We start from the raw sequence: 16197 nt of genomic DNA on the forward strand, positions 1-16197 counted from the left end.
GAGGCGGGGAGGCGGGAGGTGCCACCGGGCCGAAGAGCTCCGGGCAGCCTTGAAGGCTATACCCGGGCTATGTGCTCCGTCCAGCGGCCGCCGCGATCCGGCGGTTCCCCCCGCCTCCGCCGTCAGCGGACGCGGACCGAGAGGCAGGTGACGCAGCCCTCGAGCTTCTCGAACTCCGAGACGTCCACGGTGAGGACGCGGTAGCCCAGGCTCCGCAGCAGCTCGGCGCTCCGGGGAGCGGAGGCGGCCATCAGGAGGGTGTCGTCGTCGAGGACGACCACGTGGGCGCCCGGCTCCTCGGGCATCGGCAGGAAGGAGGGGAACAGGCGCGGCTCGTCGACGACCGGCTCCCAGCCGATGACCGTGCCGTCGGGCAGCGCGGTCACGGCGCTCTTGAGGTGCAGCACCTTGGTCAGCGGGACCGCGACGACGTCGTACCCGCGGGGGCGGAGGATCGCGCGCAGCTGGGCTACCCCCGCCGCGTCGGTCCGGCCTCCGCGGCCGACGTAGACCGTCGATCCCACCTTGAGGACGTCGCCGCCGTCGAGCGTGCCCGGCTCCTCGATGCGGTCGACCGTCAGGCCGAGGGCGCGGACGGCCTCCTCGGCGCCCGCCGTCTCTCCGCGGCGGGACTCCGCTCCGGACCGGGCGATCACGGCGTGGTCGCCGAAGACGACGACCGCGTCCTCGAGGAAGACGGAGTCGGCGAGTCCGGGCGCCGGTGCGGCCTCGACCGTCTCCCAGCCGGCCCGCTCGAGCAGGTCGACGTACGCCTCCCACTGCTGCTGGGCGCGCTGCTGGTCGACGGGGACGCGCTCGAGGTGGGTGAGCTCGCCCGCCGAGAGGTCGGCGGCCGGGGCCCGGACGATCGCGATGCGGCGGTCGGTGACGACGGCGGCCGGAGCGCCCGTGGTGCGGAGGCGGTTCCAGAGCGCGCGGCCGACGCTCGCCGCCGAGACGGTGAACGCGAGCAGGAAGACGAGGTTGAGTCCGGCGAAGGTCTGGAAGATGGAGGCCCAGACGGCGCCCGTGACGGCCTCGCCGGTGGCGCTGGCCTGGACGAGCGTGCCGAACACGGCTCCGACCACTCCCGCGACGAGTCCCGCGAGCGCGGCGCTCCAGGTGCGTCCGAGCATCCCCGCGACGGCGAGGACGAGGACGACCACGAAGCCGAGCACGCTCGAGAGCAGGAAGTAGGCGTTGACCTGCGGGATGGAGCCGGGCTGCAGCTGGTTGCCGATGAAGAAGGCCAGCAGGTTGGCGAGGTGCGCCACGAGCGCGGTCGCCGCGGCGGCGAGCAGCGCGACGAGGATCCGGCGGCCCGTCCCGGGCGCGCGGCCCCGGTTCGGGGCGATCGTGGTCGCGGCGGTCGGGGTGTCGGGAGTGGACGCGGGCGTCGAGTCGGAAGGCACCCGGTGACCCTACGCGCCCCCGCCCGCGCCTCGCCTGTCGATCCCCTAGCAGCCCCCTAAGAGCCGCCCACCGCACGGCAGAGCGGTTTCAGCGGGAATCGCGTGCCAAGCGATTCCCGTGACCGGCGACGCCCCCACTCCATGGAAAGCCTCACGTCGTGACGCCGACCACGCCCCGCCGCGCGAGGAGCGGCCGGGAAACCGCCCACCGCAAGGCAGAGCCGACTCAGCGGGAATCGCGTGCCAAGCGATTCACGCGGTCGGCGACGCTACCCGCTCCGCGGAACGCTCCGTGTCGCGAAGCCGACCGCGCCCCGCCGCGCAGGGAGCGGCGGGGAAGACGAGCACCGCAAGGCAGAGCCGGTTCAGCGGGAATCGCGTGCCAAGCGATTCCCGCGACCGGCGACGCACCCCGCTCTACGGAACGCACCCCGTCGCGAAGCCGACCGCGCCCCGCCGCGCAGGGAGCGGCGGGGAGATCGAACACCACTTCTTCCACCGAGTGACGGGCGCGGAGCGCCCGTCACTCAGTGGAAGAAGTGCCGCTCCCCCGTCGTGTACATCGTGACGCCGGCGCGGGCGGCCGCGTCGATGACCTCGGCGTCGCGGACGGAGCCGCCGGGCTGGACGACGGCCTTCACGCCGGCGGTGAGGAGCACCTCGAGGCCGTCAGCGAAGGGGAAGAACGCGTCGGAGGCGGCGACGGAGCCGGGGGCGCGGTCGCCGGCGCGGGTGACGGCGAGGTGGCAGGAGTCGACGCGGTTGACCTGGCCCATGCCGACGCCGACGGAGGCGCCGCCCTTGGCGAGGAGGATCGCGTTCGACTTGACGGCGCGGCAGGCCTTCCACGCGAACTCGAGGTCGAGCATCGTGTCGGCGTCGGCGGGCTCGCCGGCGACGAGCTGCCAGCCGGAGCTGACCTCGCCGGGGCCGCCGATGAAGCGGTCCGGCTCCTGCAGCAGCAGGCCGCCGGAGATCTGCTTGAACTCGCGCTCGACGGGGGCGTAGAAGTCGGGGAGCTGCAGCAGGCGCAGGTTCTTCTTGGTCTTCAGCACCTCGAGCGCCTCGGGCTCGAAGCCGGGGGCGACGAGCACCTCGGTGAAGATCTCCTTCACCGTCTCGGCCATGGCGAGGGTGACGGGCCGGTTCGCGGCGATGACGCCGCCGAAGGCCGACACCGGGTCGCACTCGTGGGCGCGGCGGTGGGCGGAGGCGATGGGGTCGATCGCCTTCGAGCTCGCGATCGCGATGCCGCACGGGTTCGCGTGCTTGATGATCGCGACGGCGGGCAGTACGAAGTCGTACGCCGCGCGGACGGCCGCGTCGGCGTCGACGTAGTTGTTGTAGGACATCTCCTTCCCGTGCAGCTGTGTCGCCTGCGCGATGCCGGTGCCGTCGGGAGAGACGTAGAGGGCCGCCTTCTGGTGCGAGTTCTCGCCGTAGCGGAGGACCTGCTGCAGGGTCCCGCGGATCTCGACCGAGCCCTCGACGCCCTCGGCCGCCTCCTGCCCGGCGAACCAGGCGGCGACGGCGGAGTCGTAGGAGGCGGTGTGCGCGAAGGCGCGGGCCGCCAGGGTGCGGCGCGCGGCGAGCGTCGTGCCGCCGTCGGCGAGGGCGGTCGCGATCCCGGAGTAGTCGGCCGGATCGACGACGATCGCGACGTTCGCGTGGTTCTTCGCGGAGGCGCGGACGAGGGCCGGGCCCCCGATGTCGATGTTCTCGACCACGGTCGCCGCGTCGGCGCCGCCGGCGACGGTCTCGCGGAACGGGTACAGGTTCACCACGACCAGCTCGAACGCGGCGATGTCGAGCTGCTCCAGCTGCTCGCGGTGCGAGGCGAGCCTCAGGTCGGCGAGGATGCCCGCGTGCACGGCCGGGTGCAGCGTCTTCACGCGGCCGTCGAGCGACTCCGGGAACCCGGTGACGGCCGAGACGTCGGTGACCTCGTGGCCGGCGCCGCGGAGGGTCGCTGCGGTCGAGCCGGTGGAGACGAGCTCGACGCCGGCCGCGGCGAGCGCCGCTCCGAGCTCGAGCAGGCCGGTCTTGTCGCTGACCGAGATCAGCGCCCGGCGGACGGGGACCCGGTCGCGGTCGTCGTAGCTGCTGGGGTCGTGGGCGGTGATGCTCATGCGCGGGCGAGCTCCTCGAGGTCGACGGTTCCGTGGGCGATGTCGAGCACCGTCTGCACCAGCAGGCGACGCTCGATGGTCTTGATGCGCTCGTGCAGCGCGTCCTCGCTCTCGCCGAGGAGCACGGCGAGGCTCTCCTGGGCGATGACGGGGCCCGTGTCGACGCCGGTGTCGATCACGTGCACGGTGACGCCGGTCTCGGTCGCGCCGGCGGCGAGGGCGTCGCGGACGGCGTGGGCGCCGGGGAAGAGGGGCAGCAGGGCGGGATGGGTGTTGATCATCCGCGGGCTGAGCGCGTCCACCACCACGGGCGGCAGGATGCGCATGAAGCCCGCGCAGACGACGAGGTCGGGCTCCCACTCCCGGATGCGCCCGAGCAGGGCGGCGCCCCACTCGTCGCGGGAGGAGAAGTCGCGCGGCGCGACCGTGAAGGCGGGGACTCCGCGCTCCTCGGCGTGGCGGAAGCCCTCGGCGTCGGTGTCGCTGCCGACCGCGACGATGCGGGCGGGGAAGCCCTCGTCGCCGGTGGCGTCCAGCAGGGCGCGGAGGTTCGATCCGCCGCCGGAGAGGAGCACGACCAACTTCAGCACTGCGCAAGTCTAAGGGGACGCCTCCGCCGGCGTCAGCCGCGTCGGCTGCGGCCCGCGGCGAGGCCCAGGCCCGCGGCCAGCGCGAGCTCGAGGGCGGTGACCGCCCCGACGACGAGCGGGTCCGGGCCCACCTGGGCGAGCCGCCCGGGCCCGGCGGCGCCCGCCGAGAACCAGGCGAGGAGCCCGAGCAGCAGGCCGCCGACCACGCCGATCCCGCCGGCCGCGGCCGCGCCCCAGCGCAGAAGCGAGCGTCCGTCGAGCGCCTCGATCACGCCGCGCCGCAGCCGCCATCCCGCGGCGAACCCGGCGAGCAGCGGCACGAGCAGCCCGAGGAAGCCGAAGGCCGAGTCCCCTGCGGGCAGTGCGGCGAGGACCGGGATCGACGGGATCGGTCCGAGCAGCGTTCCGGCCGCGCTCACGGAGGAGCCGGTGCCGAGGGCGAAGCCCGGGCCGATCAGCCAGCTCGCCGCCCAGATCACCAGGTTCGGGAGGAACGCGAGCTGCCCGAGAGTGAGGGCCAGGCCGCCGAGCGCCTCGGCGCCGAGGCTCTCGTAGAGCGCGACGACCGAGGTGTAGTGCACGACCAGCAGCACGGCGACGAGCACCGCCGCGACTCCGACCACGCCGGCCGCGGCGAGCACTCCCCCGCGCAGCGACGCGAGGACGAGCCCGGGCCCCGGCGCGGGGACGCGGTCGAGCGCGGAGGCGGCCAGCTCGCCGAGGGGGTCGGCCTCGTCGCTGCGGGCGGAGTGGAGCGCTGCTCCGACGAGCACCCCCAGCGCGAAGACGAGCGGCGGCAGCAGCGTCCCCTGCAGGGGATCGACGGTGGCGGCCGGGTCCGCGGATCCGAGCGAGACCAGGAGCGCGATCGCCAGGTAGGTCGCGATCGCGACGAGGACGCCGATGGCCCGGAACGGCGACTCCTGGGCGCGGCGGCCGGTGCGCGCGCCGAGCAGCACGGTGAGGAGCGCGAAGGCCAGCGGAGCGATCGTCACCGGGAAGGCGTCCGCGCCTCCGGGCAGCGCCACGGCGAGGGCGGAGTCGGGGGCCAGCGCCGCCTGCAGGTCGGCCCCGTGGCCGAGCAGCCAGGCGTCGGCGGCGACCCGCCAGAACACGCCGAAGTCGACCGTCGTGTCGTACTGCACGGCCCAGAGGACGGTCAGCGGGACGAGCGGGATCGCGATCCCGATCAGCGCCGACAGCGCGGCGTCGAAGGCGGCGAGGAGGGCGACGGTGATCCGGTTCATGGGCCTGACGAGCCTAGCGGCGGCGCGCTCGGAGGCGGGTCAGGGGCGCGCCGCCCGGCCCTCTAGTGTCGGAGCCATGACGGGGACCTCGGACGCACGGACGGAGCGCGGCCTGGACCGCCTCGTGAACTTCTCCGACGCCGTCGTCGCCATCGCCATCACGTTCCTCGTCCTCCCCCTGGTCGACGTGGTCGAGGAGGGCCGCGCGGCCGATCTGGGGTCCCTCCTCACCGGGCACTACGGCACCCTCTCCGCCTTCTTCATCACGTTCGCCGTGATCGGGCGGCTGTGGGCGGTCCACCACTCCGTCTTCGAGGGCGTGGCCCGGTACTCGCCCGCGCTCGTCGTCGCGAACTTCGTCTGGCTGGCCGCGGTCGTGCTGCTCCCCTTCGCGGCGAACCTGATCTCGAACGTGCTCGACACCGACGGCAGCGTCATCGCGCTCTACATCGGCACGATGATCGCGGCGAGCGCGGCGACCCTCGCGATGCAGCTCATCGTGCGCCGCGATCCGGATCTCCTGGCCCCGGGGGCGGAGCCGCGGCGCTCCCTCTCGAGGTCGCTGATCGTGATCAGCGTCCTCCTCGCGGCCCTCGTGCTCGCCGTCGCGGTGCCGGCCGTCAACATGTTCGCGCTCCTGCTGCTCCTGCTCTCGGGTCCGATCGAGCGCCTGGTGCACCGCGGGCGCCCCGGGGGACGCGCGGCCCACCGCCGGACGGAGCGCGGGCTCGACCGGCTCGTCAACTTCTCGGACGCGACCGCCGCCATCGCCATCACCGTCCTCGTCCTGCCGCTCGTGCAGCTGGCTCCCGAGGTCGCCCGGGAGGGCGGCGGAGTCCCGGCGCTGCTCGCGGAGCACCTGGACTCGGTCCTCGCCTTCGCGCTCTCCTTCGCGGTCATCGCCGTCTTCTGGATCCCCCACCACCGCGTCTTCGAGATCGCCGGGGACTACGACGGCGCCCTGGTGTGGCTGGACCTGCTCTGGCTGGCCGCGCTGGCGTTCTTCCCGTTCTCGACGAGCGCGCTGGCGCTGTTCCCGGACTCCCGGGCGACGATCGGGCTCTACATCGGCACGATGGCCGCGATGAGCGGGGCGCTGGTCCTGATCGAGCTGCGCCTCTCCTGGCACCCGGAGCTCAGGCGGCCCGGCGCAGGGCCCCTGCCGCTCGCGCCCGCCCTGCTGCCTCTCGCGCTGCTCCTCGTCGCACTGGCGCTGGCGCTGCTGATCCCGTCGGTCGGGCTCTGGTGGCTGCTCCTGCTCCTGCTGCAGCGGCCCGTCCGGGCACTGCTCGCGCGGCGCTGATCCTCAGGCGCCGGGCGTCCAGCCCAGCTGCGGGGCGATGCGCTCGGCGACGGCGCGCAGGATGCGCCGGTGCGACTCCACCCCGCCGACCGCCGGGAGCGTCACCGTGAGCGCGTCCGCCTCCGCGAGCGCCGGATCCGCGGCGAGCGACGCGACGATCCGCTCCGGGCTCCCGACGTGGAGGGGGCTGAAGCGCATCGGGGCGGCGATGATCGACCGGTCGGCCGTGCGGGGGCGGCCCTCGTCGTCCATCCGCGCGAGGTAGCCCTCGATGAAGGGGCGGTGCGCCTCCTCGTCGGCGGCGTCGAGCAGCGGCAGCACGATGCGGCCCGCCGTCACCCTCGACGTGCGCCCCGGGTGCGCGGCGGAGAAGGCCTCGCGGTAGGCGCGGATCTGCACCGCCTGCTGCTCGGCGAACGGCAGGCCCGTCTCCTCCGTGTTGAGCGTGGACACCTGCAGGTGCATGCCCTGCTCGCCCGCCCGGACCGCGGAGGCCACCGTTCCCGCCCCGTACCAGAGCCGGTCGGCGAGGCCGGGCGCGTGCGGCTGCTGGACGAGCGGAGCGCCGACCGGGACCGACATCAGGGCCGACTCCGCGACGCCGAGCACGGCGCCCGAGAGCGCCTCGCGGAGTCGCGCGATGCGCTCCTGCGCCTCCTCGCGGAAGTCGCGCTCGGCCTGCCCGAACACCCCGTCGAAGACGGAGGCGAGATGCGCGAAGCCGCTGCTGACGCCGAGATCTAGTCGTCCGCCCGAGAGCAGGTCCACGGTCGCGGCGTCCTCGGCGAGGCGCACGGGCGACTCGTAGCGGGCGCCGATGACCGCGGTCCCGAGGCGGAGGCGGCGGGTCCGCTGGGAGGCGGCCGCGAAGAAGGTCATCGGAGACGCGAGGTAGCGCTCGAAGTGCCGCACGCGGACCCAGCCGGTGCCGTAGCCGAGCTCCTCGGCGAGCTCGAGCAGTGCCAGCCCGTCCTCGAGGCTCCGCGCGGCGTCGCCGGGCTGCTCGGGGCCCTCCGGGTACGGCACGAAGGTCAGCAGGTCGAGTCCGAGGCGGCGGGTCACGCTGCGACGCTACTCCGGCCGGACCCGCCCCGACGACGGAACGGACGGCGCCGCCCGCCGGAGCAGGGGCACCGTCCGTTCCGACGGTGGTGCGGGGAGGACGGGCGCTAGAGCGCCGCGTAGACCTCGCGGAGCAGGGCGGCCGTCTCGGACGGCGTCTTGCCGACCTTCACGCCCGCGGCCTCGAGGGCCTCCTTCTTGGCCTGCGCGGTGCCGGCCGAGCCGGAGACGATGGCGCCGGCGTGGCCCATCGTCTTGCCCTCGGGGGCGGTGAAGCCCGCGACGTAGCCGACGACGGGCTTCGTGACGTTCGCCTTGATGAAGTCCGCGGCGCGCTCCTCGGCGTCGCCGCCGATCTCGCCGATCATCACGATCGCCTTCGTCTCGGGGTCGGCCTCGAACGCGGCGAGCGCGTCGATGTGCGTCGTGCCGATGATCGGGTCGCCGCCGATGCCGATGGCGGTCGAGAAGCCGAGGTCGCGCAGCTCATACATCATCTGGTAGGTCAGGGTGCCCGACTTCGAGACGAGGCCGATCGGGCCCTTGCCGGTGATCGTCGCGGGGGTGATGCCCACGAGCGACTCGCCCGGCGTGATGATGCCGGGGCAGTTCGGGCCGATGATCCGGGTCTTGTTCCCCTTCTCCTGCGCGTACGCCCAGAACTCCGCGGAGTCCTGCACCGGGATGCCCTCGGTGATGACGACGAGGAGGCCGATCTCGGCGTCGATCGCCTCGATGACGGCGTCCTTCGAGAAGGCGGGCGGCACGAACGCGATGGAGACGTCGGCGCCGGTGGCCTCCATCGCCTCCTTCACGGTGCCGAAGACGGGGAGCTCGACGTCGCCGTGGGTGACGGTCGTGCCGGCCTTGCGGGCGTTGACGCCGCCGACGACGTTCGTGCCGGCCTTGAGCATCAGCGCGGTGTGCTTGGTGCCCTCGCCGCCGGTGATGCCCTGGACGATGACCTTGGAGTCCTTGGTGAGGAAGATCGACATGCTTGTTCTCTGATTCCTTGAGTCGTCGGGTCCGTTACGCGGCGGCGAGTTCGGCGGCCTTGTCGGCGCCCTCGTCCATGGTCGCGGCGAGCGTGATGAGCGGGTTGGCGGCGGCCTGGAGGATCGCGCGGCCCTCCTCGACCTTGTTGCCGTCGAGGCGGACGACGAGCGGCTTCGTGGCCGAGTCGCCGAGGATCTCGAGCGCCTGGAGGATGCCGTTGGCGACCGCGTCGCACGCGGTGATGCCGCCGAAGACGTTGACGAAGACGCTCTTGACCTGCTCGTCGCCGAGGATCACGTCGAGGCCGTTCGCCATCACCTGGGCGGAGGCTCCGCCGCCGATGTCGAGGAAGTTGGCCGGCTTCACGCCGTTGTGCCTCTCTCCGGCGTAGGCGACGACGTCGAGGGTCGACATGACCAGGCCCGCGCCGTTGCCGATGATGCCGACCTCGCCGTCGAGCTTCACGTAGTTGAGGTCGTTCTCCTTGGCCTTCGCCTCGAGCGGGTCGGCGGCGTCCTTGTCCTCGAGCGCGGCGTGGTCCGCGTGGCGGAAGCCGGCGTTCTCGTCGAGCGAGACCTTGCCGTCGAGCGCGACGATGTCGCCCTCCTCGGTGAGCACGAGCGGGTTCACCTCGACGAGCGTGGCGTCCTCGCCGGTGTAGACGTCGTAGAGCTTCACCAGGACGGGCGCGACCTTGGCGATCAGCTCCTCCGGGAACTTCGCCGCGCGGGCGATCTCCTCGGCCTTGGCCTGGTCGATGCCCTGGCCGGGGACGACCTCGACGCGCGCGAGGGCGTCGGGGCGCTCGACGGCGAGCTGCTCGATCTCCATGCCGCCCTCGTAGGAGGTGAGCGAGAGGTAGGAGCGGTTGGCCCGGTCCAGCAGCACCGAGAAGTAGAACTCGCGGTCGATGCGCGCACCGCCGGCGACCATGACGCGCTTGACGACGTGGCCCTTGATGTCGAGGCCGAGGATCGACCGCGCCGCGGCGAACGCGTCCTCGGGGGTCTTCGCGACCTTCACGCCGCCCGCCTTGCCGCGGCCGCCGATCTTGACCTGCGCCTTGACGACGGTGACGCCGCCCAGCTTCTCCGCCGCGGCGCGCACCTCCTCCGGCGTGTCGGCGACGATGCCCGGGAGCACGGGGACGCCGTACTTCTCGAACAGATCACGGGCCTGGTATTCGAAGAGATCCACGCTGCATTCCCATTCCGCGCCGAGCGCGCTTGCGTTTCGAGTTCGAGGTGGCCCGGACGACGCCGGAGTCTCGGCACTGTCCCTGGGCCGCGCCGAGTCTACTCCGCACCCGCCGGGGGCTTCCCGTGCGGTCGCTCCGCGCCCGCCGGACGCCCGCCGGGGGCGCCGGCTCCTCCTCCGCCCGCCGCTCCCGCGTAGCGTGGAGCCATGTCGTCGGCCTCCCGCACCCCGGACGTCTTCCGCGAGGGCGTGTTCCTCCTGGCGGGCGCGCGCGCGATCCTCCTCCAGATCGCGCACCCGGCGGTCGGGCAGGGCGTCGCCGACCACTCCGACTTCGTGCACCGGGCCGTGAACCGCCTGCACGGGACGCTCTCCTACCTCTACGTCCTGCACTACGGCACTCCCGAGGACGTGCGCGCCGTCCGCCGCCGCGTGAACAGGGCGCACGTGCCCGTGCGCGGCCCCGGCTACACGGCCTTCGACCCGGAGCTGCAGCGCTGGGTCGCGGCGACGCTCACCCAGTCGATGCTGCAGCTCTACGAGGGCGCCTTCGGTGCGCTGAGCGAGGAGGAGGCGGACGACATCGTGCGCCGCTCCGTCGTCGTCGGCGCGGCGCTGCAGATGCCCGCGGACCTCTGGCCCGACTCCCGCACCGCGTTCGACGCCTACTGGGAGCGGGAGCTGGAGCGCCTCGAGGTCACGCCCGCGGCCCGCCGGGTCGCCCACGACCTGCTGGGCCCGAGCATCGCCGCCTGGTACCTGCGCCCGCTCGGCCCCTACCTCCGCCTGATCACCGCCGGTCTGCTCCCGGCGGCGCTCCGCGAGCCCTTCGGCTTCCACTGGACCGCACGGCAGGAGGCGCGGTTCGAGCGGGCGCTCTCGCGCACCTTCGCCGTCTACCGCCTGCTTCCCGCGATCGTGAGGACGGCGCCCAGCCGCTACTACCTCGCCCGGGTCCGACGCGACGCTCAGAAGCCGGCCACGACCTCCCAGCCCGCGTAGGCGGCGAGCTCCAGCCCGAGCGCCTGCGCGGCCGCACGCGCCTCGTCGATCCCGCGCTCGTCGCGCACGTCGACGGTGACCGGCACGCTGTCGCCGAACCCCGCGATCTCGACCCGCGCGCTCGTCGGACCGCTGTAGAGCGGGACGTGCGCGTCCGCGGTCCGCGCGCCGACCACTCGCGAGCCGGTCGCCTCTGCGATCACCGCGAGGGCGAACGGAGCCGTCACCACCGCATCCGTGTAGAGCGTCGCCTCGCCGCGCATCGCGCCTCCCGTCGTCCGACCCGCGGAACCGGGCCGCAGCAGTCCGACTGTAGGCAGCCGCCCGCGCCTCCCGCACCCCCTTCCGCTCGGCGCCGGGATGCGCACTCCCCGCCCGTCCGTGCTGAACATCCGGTGCGGATCGCTCGACGCGGCCGCCCGGCGGATCTACGGTGAAGCACCCGGCATCCGCCGCGGCGGTCAACGACGACTGGAGCCTTGATGAGCATCACCGAACCCCGCACGGCCGAGGCCCCCGCCGCTCCCCCGCCCGCCGCCGGCTTCGGCACCCTCTCCGTCGCGGCCATCCTGGCGGAGGCGGCGCGGCGCACCCCTGACACGATCGCCATCCGCGTCGGCGAGCAGGCCGTCGACTACGCGACCCTCTGGCGGCAGACCCGTGCCTACGCCGGAGCCCTGCGCGCCCAGGGGATCGGACCGGGCGACCGCGTGGCCCTGCTCGTCCCGAACGTCCCCGACTTCCCCCGCGGCTACTTCGCCGTCCTCGCGCTCGGCGCCGTGGTGGTCCCCGTGCACGCCCTGCTCAAGCACGACGAGATCGCCTACGTCCTGCGCGACTCCGGAGCCGTCGCGCTCGTGTGCGCCGCTCCGCTGCTCGCCGAGGGGGCCGCCGGAGCGGACCTCGCCGACGTTCCCGTGCTGAGCGTGATGGTGCCCGACGGCACCGCCTCGCCCCTCCCGCGCCTGGAGGACCTCGCCGCGGAGGCGACCCCGATCGACGGCTACGTGCCCCGCTCCCCCTCCGACACGGCGACGATCCTCTACACCAGCGGCACCACCGGCCGCCCGAAGGGGGCGGAGGGGACGCACTTCGCGATCGTCTCGCAGTCGGACGTGCTGCTGATGAACACGTTCGACCTGCACCGCGGCGACGTGGTGCTCGGGGCGCTGCCGCTCTTCCACACCTTCGGGCAGGTCTGCGCGATGAACACGGCCTTCCGCACCGCCGCGACGGTCGTCCTGGTGCCGAAGTTCGACGGCGACGCCGCGCTCGAGGCGATGATCGCCCACGGCTGCACGGTCTTCGAGGGCGTGCCCACGATGTACGTCGCCCTGCTCGACGCCGCGACCCGGCGCGAGGACCGGCCGCCGCTGCGCTACGCGGTCTCGGGAGGCGCCGCCCTGCCCGTCGCCGTGATCGAGCGCTTCCGCGAGGTGTTCGGCGTCGAGATCTACGAGGGCTACGGGCTCACCGAGACCTCCCCGGTCGCCACCTTCAACCACGTCGGAGTCCCGCCGCGGCCGGGCACGGTCGGCACGCCGATCTGGGGCGTCGAGGTCGAGGTCGCCCGCCCCGACGTGACCGACCGCGTCGAGCTGCTCCCCCGGGGCGAGCTCGGCGAGATCGTGGTGCGCGGGCACAACCTGATGAAGGGGTACCTCGGCAACCCGGCGGCGACCGCGGAGGCGGTGATCGACGGCTGGTTCCGCACCGGCGACCTGGGCACGAAGGACGAGGAGGACTACATCCGCATCCTCGACCGCACGAAGGACATGATCATCCGCAACGGCTACAACGTGTACCCGCGCGAGGTCGAGGAGGTGCTGATCGGGCACCCGGCCGTACAGAACGCGGCGGTCTTCGGGATTCCGGACGAGCGCCACGGCCAGGAGGTGATGGCCGCGGTGATCCTCGCCCCGTCGGCGACCGCCACCGCGGAGGAGCTGATCGCCTACGCGAACGAGCATCTCGCCGCCTTCAAGTTCCCCCGCCGCGTCGAGTTCGTCGACGCCCTTCCGCTCGGGCCCAGCGGCAAGATCCTCAAGCGGGAGCTCGTCGCGCGCTACGCCGGCTGACCACTTCCGCGAGATGCCGCTCGGGTGAGCCCACCACGGCGTACCGCGCACCGGAGCGGCATCTCGCGGACGGCGACCAGAGGGCACACGGGAAGGGACGGACGTCAGCCGAGCAGGGACCAGACGGTCCCGGCGAGGACGGTGCCGACCGCGGCGCCCGCGAGGACCTGAGCGGGGGTGTGCGCACCGAGGCGCACCCTCGACCAGAGCACCCAGAGGACGATGGGCACGCTGATCAGCAGGGAGAGCGGTCCGTAGGCGATCAGCACGACGACGGCGCAGGTGGCGACCACCGCCGCGTGCCCGGACAGCTTCCAGACCAGGTTGACCACGCCGACGGCGAGCACCACGGCCACCGTCACCACGCCGAACGTGGTCACCGCGGCAGGAGCGCCGAGCACGGCGAGCAGTACCAGGCCGGCCGCGATCGACCCAAGCGCCAGCGCGATCGGCAGCGCCCGCTCGCGCCGGTCGGGCACGTGATGGTCGCCGTGGATCCGGCCGGTGCGCATCAGCAGGCGGATGACGAGGTAGGGCACCACGCCGACGAAGAGCGCCGCGAGCGCTCCCCAGGCGACGCCGAGCAGGGGCGGATCCGCGACGCGCGCGCCGACCACGACCGGCACGAGCACCGCGAGGACCGCCGGGGAGAACACCTCCGTCGCGAGCCGCGCGGCCGCCGATCCGGCCGCCACCGGACTAGATCTTCTCGATCGGCGCGACCTTGATCAGCAGCTTCTTCGCGCCCACCTGGTCGAAGAGCACGTGCGCGACGCGCTTCGAGCCCTCGCCCGTCACCGCGTTCACGCGCCCCTCACCGAAGTCGGTGTGCCGGATGCGGTCGCCTGCGATCAGCTCGAGGTCGCCGTTGTCGCGCACCATGCCGGTGATCCGGTTCGGGAACTCGCCCTTGGCCTTCGGCGCCGCGGCGAGCGCCTCCCGGAACTCGGTGTTCGATCGCGACTTGCCGAAGCCGGGCCGCTGAGCGTTCAGGGCCCGGGGCTGCGTGCCGCCGCGCGAGGTCGCCGCGCCGGGCGACTGGCGCCACTGGATCAGCTCTCCCGGGATCTCCTGCAGGAACCGGCTCGGCATCGCGACCGACGTCTCGCCGTACTGCGCGCGGGTCATCGCGAGCGAGAGGTAGAGGCGCTTGCGGGCCCGGGTGATCCCCACGTAGAACAGCCGCCGCTCCTCGGCCGGGCCGCCGGGCTCGTTCGCCGAGATGCGGTGCGGGAGCAGGTCCTCCTCGATGCCGGTGAGGAACACGGCGTCGTACTCGAGGCCCTTCGCCGTGTGCAGCGTCATCAGCGAGACGGTGCCGGAGTCGTCGTCGAGGTCGTCGGCCGCGGCGACCAGCGAGATCTCGGTGAGGAAGTCCACGAGCCCGCCGTCCGGGTTGTTGCGCGCGAACTCCTTGGTGACGGCGATGAGCTCGTCGACGTTCTCGGCGCGGGCCTCGTCCTGCGGGTCGCGGCTGGCGCGGAGCATGTCGAGGTAGCCGCTGCGGGTGAGGAGCGCCGTCAGCACCTCGTGCACCTTCGCCTCGCCGCCCTCCCGTGCGGGGTCGAGCATCAGCGCGCACTCGTCGAGGAGGGTCGCGAGGTCGACGATCGCCTTCGTCACCTTCGGGCCCATCCCGAGCGAGCCGGCGTTGCGCATCGCCTCCCGCAGGGTCACCGCGTTGGTGTCGGCGAACGACTGCAGCTGCGCCTCGGTCGCGGGGCCGATGCCCCGCTTCGGAGTGTTCATGATGCGCCGCAGCGCCAGCACGTCGGCCGGATTCGCCACCGTGATCAGGTACGCCAGGGCGTCCTTGATCTCGGCGCGCTCGTAGAACTTCGTGCCGCCCAGGATCCGGTAGGGCAGCGCGGAGCGGATGAAGATCTCCTCCAGCGCGCGGGTCTGCGCGTTGGTGCGGTAGAAGACCGCGATCTCGTCGTAGCCGGTGCCCGCCGCGTGCAGGCGGGCGATCTCGTCGACCACGAACTGCGCCTCGTCGTGACCCGAGTAACCGGTGTAGCCGACGATCTTCTCCCCGTCGCCGCTGGAGGACCAGAGGTTCTTCGCGCGACGGTCGAAGTTGTTCGAGATGACGGCGTTGGCCGCCGAGAGGATGTTCTGCGTCGAGCGGTAGTTCTGCTCGAGCAGGATCACGCGGCAGCCCGGGAAGTCGCGCTCGAACTCGACGATGTTGCGGATGTCGGCGCCGCGGAACGCGTAGATGGACTGGTCCGAATCGCCGACGACGGTGAGCGAGGCCCCCGGGATGGAGCCGTCGGCCGTGACCGGTCCGCGGTAGGGGCGGTCGAACTGCGCCGCCGCCATCGTCGCCGGCGGCACGGGCCGGGTCAGCTCGTGGATCAGCGAGTACTGGGCGTGGTTCGTGTCCTGGTACTCGTCGACCAGCACGTGGCGGAAGCGCCGCTGGTACTTCGCGGCGACGTGCGGGAAGGCGCGGAAGAGGTAGACGGTCTGCGCGATCAGGTCGTCGAAGTCGAACGCGTTCGCCCCCTCGAGCGCCCGCGAGTAGGCCCGGAAGACCTGGAGGAACATCTCCTCGTTCGGGTCGCTGAGGTTCGCGGTGCGGGCGTAGGAGTCGACGTCGGCGAGCTCGTTCTTGAGCTTGGAGATCTTCGCGGAGGCGCTCGCGACGGTGATCCCGAGCGAGTCGGCCTCGAGGTCCTTCACGATGCGCTTGAGCAGGGCGCGCTGATCGCCCGAGTCGTAGATCGTGAACGACTTGGTCATGCCGAAGTTCTCGGCCTCGCGGCGCAGGATCCGCACGCACGCGGAGTGGAACGTCGAGATCCACATCCCCTCGGCGCTCTGCCCCACCAGCTTCTCGACGCGCTCGCGCATCTCGGCCGCGGCCTTGTTGGTGAACGTGATCGCGAGGATCTGGCTCGGCCAGGCCTCGCCGTTGCCCAGGAGGCTCGCGATGCGCCGGGTGAGGACGCTGGTCTTGCCCGAGCCCGCACCCGCGACGATGAGCAGCGCGTCTCCGCGGTACTCGACCGCCTCGCGCTGCTGGGGGTTCAGCCCCGCGACGAGCTGCTCGTGCGCCGGGTCGGTGCGGGGCGCGTCCCCGGGGCCGCCGGGGGGACCGACGATGACCGGGGTGGCGCGGGAGTCGCTCGGATCGAAGAGGAAGCTCATGTCCCTCCGAGTGTAGATCGCCCCT

The 16197-nt window shown here is 73.0% G+C and carries 13 protein-coding genes; 3 read left to right on the plus strand and 10 right to left on the minus strand.

The features are described from left to right. Positions 1 to 122: 122 nt before the first annotated feature. The 4 genes from ddaH to C5B93_RS15650 form a co-directional block, all read right to left on the minus strand. Positions 123 to 1412: a dimethylargininase gene (gene ddaH / locus C5B93_RS17840; RefSeq protein WP_308471258.1), complete on the minus strand. Its 1290-nt coding sequence runs from the start codon at positions 1410 to 1412 to the stop codon at positions 123 to 125. 527 nt (positions 1413 to 1939) lie between these two features. Further along, positions 1940 to 3541 carry a bifunctional phosphoribosylaminoimidazolecarboxamide formyltransferase/IMP cyclohydrolase gene (gene purH / locus C5B93_RS15640; RefSeq protein ID WP_104292881.1) on the minus strand — a complete coding sequence of 534 codons (1602 nt, stop codon included), beginning with the start codon at positions 3539 to 3541 and terminating at the stop codon, positions 1940 to 1942. Beyond that, positions 3538 to 4131, minus strand: coding sequence for a phosphoribosylglycinamide formyltransferase (purN, locus tag C5B93_RS15645; protein WP_104234179.1), 594 nt, complete (start codon positions 4129 to 4131; stop codon positions 3538 to 3540). Before purN ends, purH begins: the two co-directional genes overlap by 4 nt. A gap of 32 nt (positions 4132 to 4163) precedes the next feature. Then, a complete protein-coding gene (locus C5B93_RS15650) occupies positions 4164 to 5378 on the minus strand; it encodes a DUF6350 family protein (RefSeq protein ID WP_104292882.1) in 1215 nt (404 codons plus the stop codon). Between the two features lie 76 nt (positions 5379 to 5454). Here C5B93_RS15650 and C5B93_RS15655 point away from each other — a divergent pair, with 76 nt between their 5' ends. After that, positions 5455 to 6681 carry a TMEM175 family protein gene (locus tag C5B93_RS15655; RefSeq protein ID WP_181068417.1) on the plus strand — a complete coding sequence of 409 codons (1227 nt, stop codon included), beginning with the start codon at positions 5455 to 5457 and terminating at the stop codon, positions 6679 to 6681. 3 nt (positions 6682 to 6684) lie between these two features. Here the strand turns inward: C5B93_RS15655 and C5B93_RS15660 are convergent, their stop codons facing one another. The 3 genes from C5B93_RS15660 to sucC all read right to left on the minus strand — a co-directional run bounded on the left by C5B93_RS15660 (position 6685) and on the right by sucC (position 9936). After that, complete coding sequence (locus C5B93_RS15660; RefSeq protein WP_104292884.1) at positions 6685 to 7743, minus strand: LLM class flavin-dependent oxidoreductase; 1059 nt, start codon at positions 7741 to 7743, stop codon at positions 6685 to 6687. A 107-nt stretch (positions 7744 to 7850) separates the two neighbouring features. Beyond that, positions 7851 to 8738, minus strand: a complete 888-nt coding sequence (sucD, locus tag C5B93_RS15665; protein ID WP_104224929.1) for a succinate--CoA ligase subunit alpha — start codon at positions 8736 to 8738, stop codon at positions 7851 to 7853. Positions 8739 to 8772: 34 nt separating this feature from the next. Beyond that, a complete protein-coding gene (sucC, locus tag C5B93_RS15670) occupies positions 8773 to 9936 on the minus strand; it encodes an ADP-forming succinate--CoA ligase subunit beta (RefSeq protein WP_104292885.1) in 1164 nt (387 codons plus the stop codon). A gap of 207 nt (positions 9937 to 10143) precedes the next feature. Between sucC and C5B93_RS15675 the strand changes: the two genes are divergently transcribed. Beyond that, on the plus strand, positions 10144 to 10938 hold the full coding sequence (locus tag C5B93_RS15675; protein ID WP_104292886.1) for an oxygenase MpaB family protein: 795 nt from the start codon (positions 10144 to 10146) through the stop codon (positions 10936 to 10938). On the opposite strand, the gene C5B93_RS15680 is transcribed toward C5B93_RS15675, so the two are convergent. Next, positions 10905 to 11201 carry a hypothetical protein gene (locus C5B93_RS15680; protein ID WP_104224926.1) on the minus strand — a complete coding sequence of 99 codons (297 nt, stop codon included), beginning with the start codon at positions 11199 to 11201 and terminating at the stop codon, positions 10905 to 10907. The two genes, C5B93_RS15675 and C5B93_RS15680, sit on opposite strands and share 34 nt — an antisense overlap. Positions 11202 to 11420: 219 nt before the next feature. On the opposite strand from C5B93_RS15680, the gene C5B93_RS15685 reads away from it, so the two are divergent. Continuing rightward, positions 11421 to 13016 carry a long-chain fatty acid--CoA ligase gene (locus C5B93_RS15685; RefSeq protein ID WP_104234174.1) on the plus strand — a complete coding sequence of 532 codons (1596 nt, stop codon included), beginning with the start codon at positions 11421 to 11423 and terminating at the stop codon, positions 13014 to 13016. Positions 13017 to 13120: 104 nt separating this feature from the next. On the opposite strand, the gene C5B93_RS15690 is transcribed toward C5B93_RS15685, so the two are convergent. Beyond that, positions 13121 to 13711: a phosphatase PAP2 family protein gene (locus C5B93_RS15690; RefSeq protein WP_104292887.1), complete on the minus strand. Its 591-nt coding sequence runs from the start codon at positions 13709 to 13711 to the stop codon at positions 13121 to 13123. Positions 13712 to 13715: 4 nt separating this feature from the next. Then, positions 13716 to 16172 carry an ATP-dependent helicase gene (locus C5B93_RS15695; protein ID WP_104292888.1) on the minus strand — a complete coding sequence of 819 codons (2457 nt, stop codon included), beginning with the start codon at positions 16170 to 16172 and terminating at the stop codon, positions 13716 to 13718. Between the last annotated feature and the right edge of the window lie 25 nt (positions 16173 to 16197).

It is taken from the genome of Rathayibacter sp. AY1A2 (assembly GCF_002930935.1).
Taxonomy (GTDB): Bacteria; Actinomycetota; Actinomycetes; order Actinomycetales; family Microbacteriaceae; genus Rathayibacter.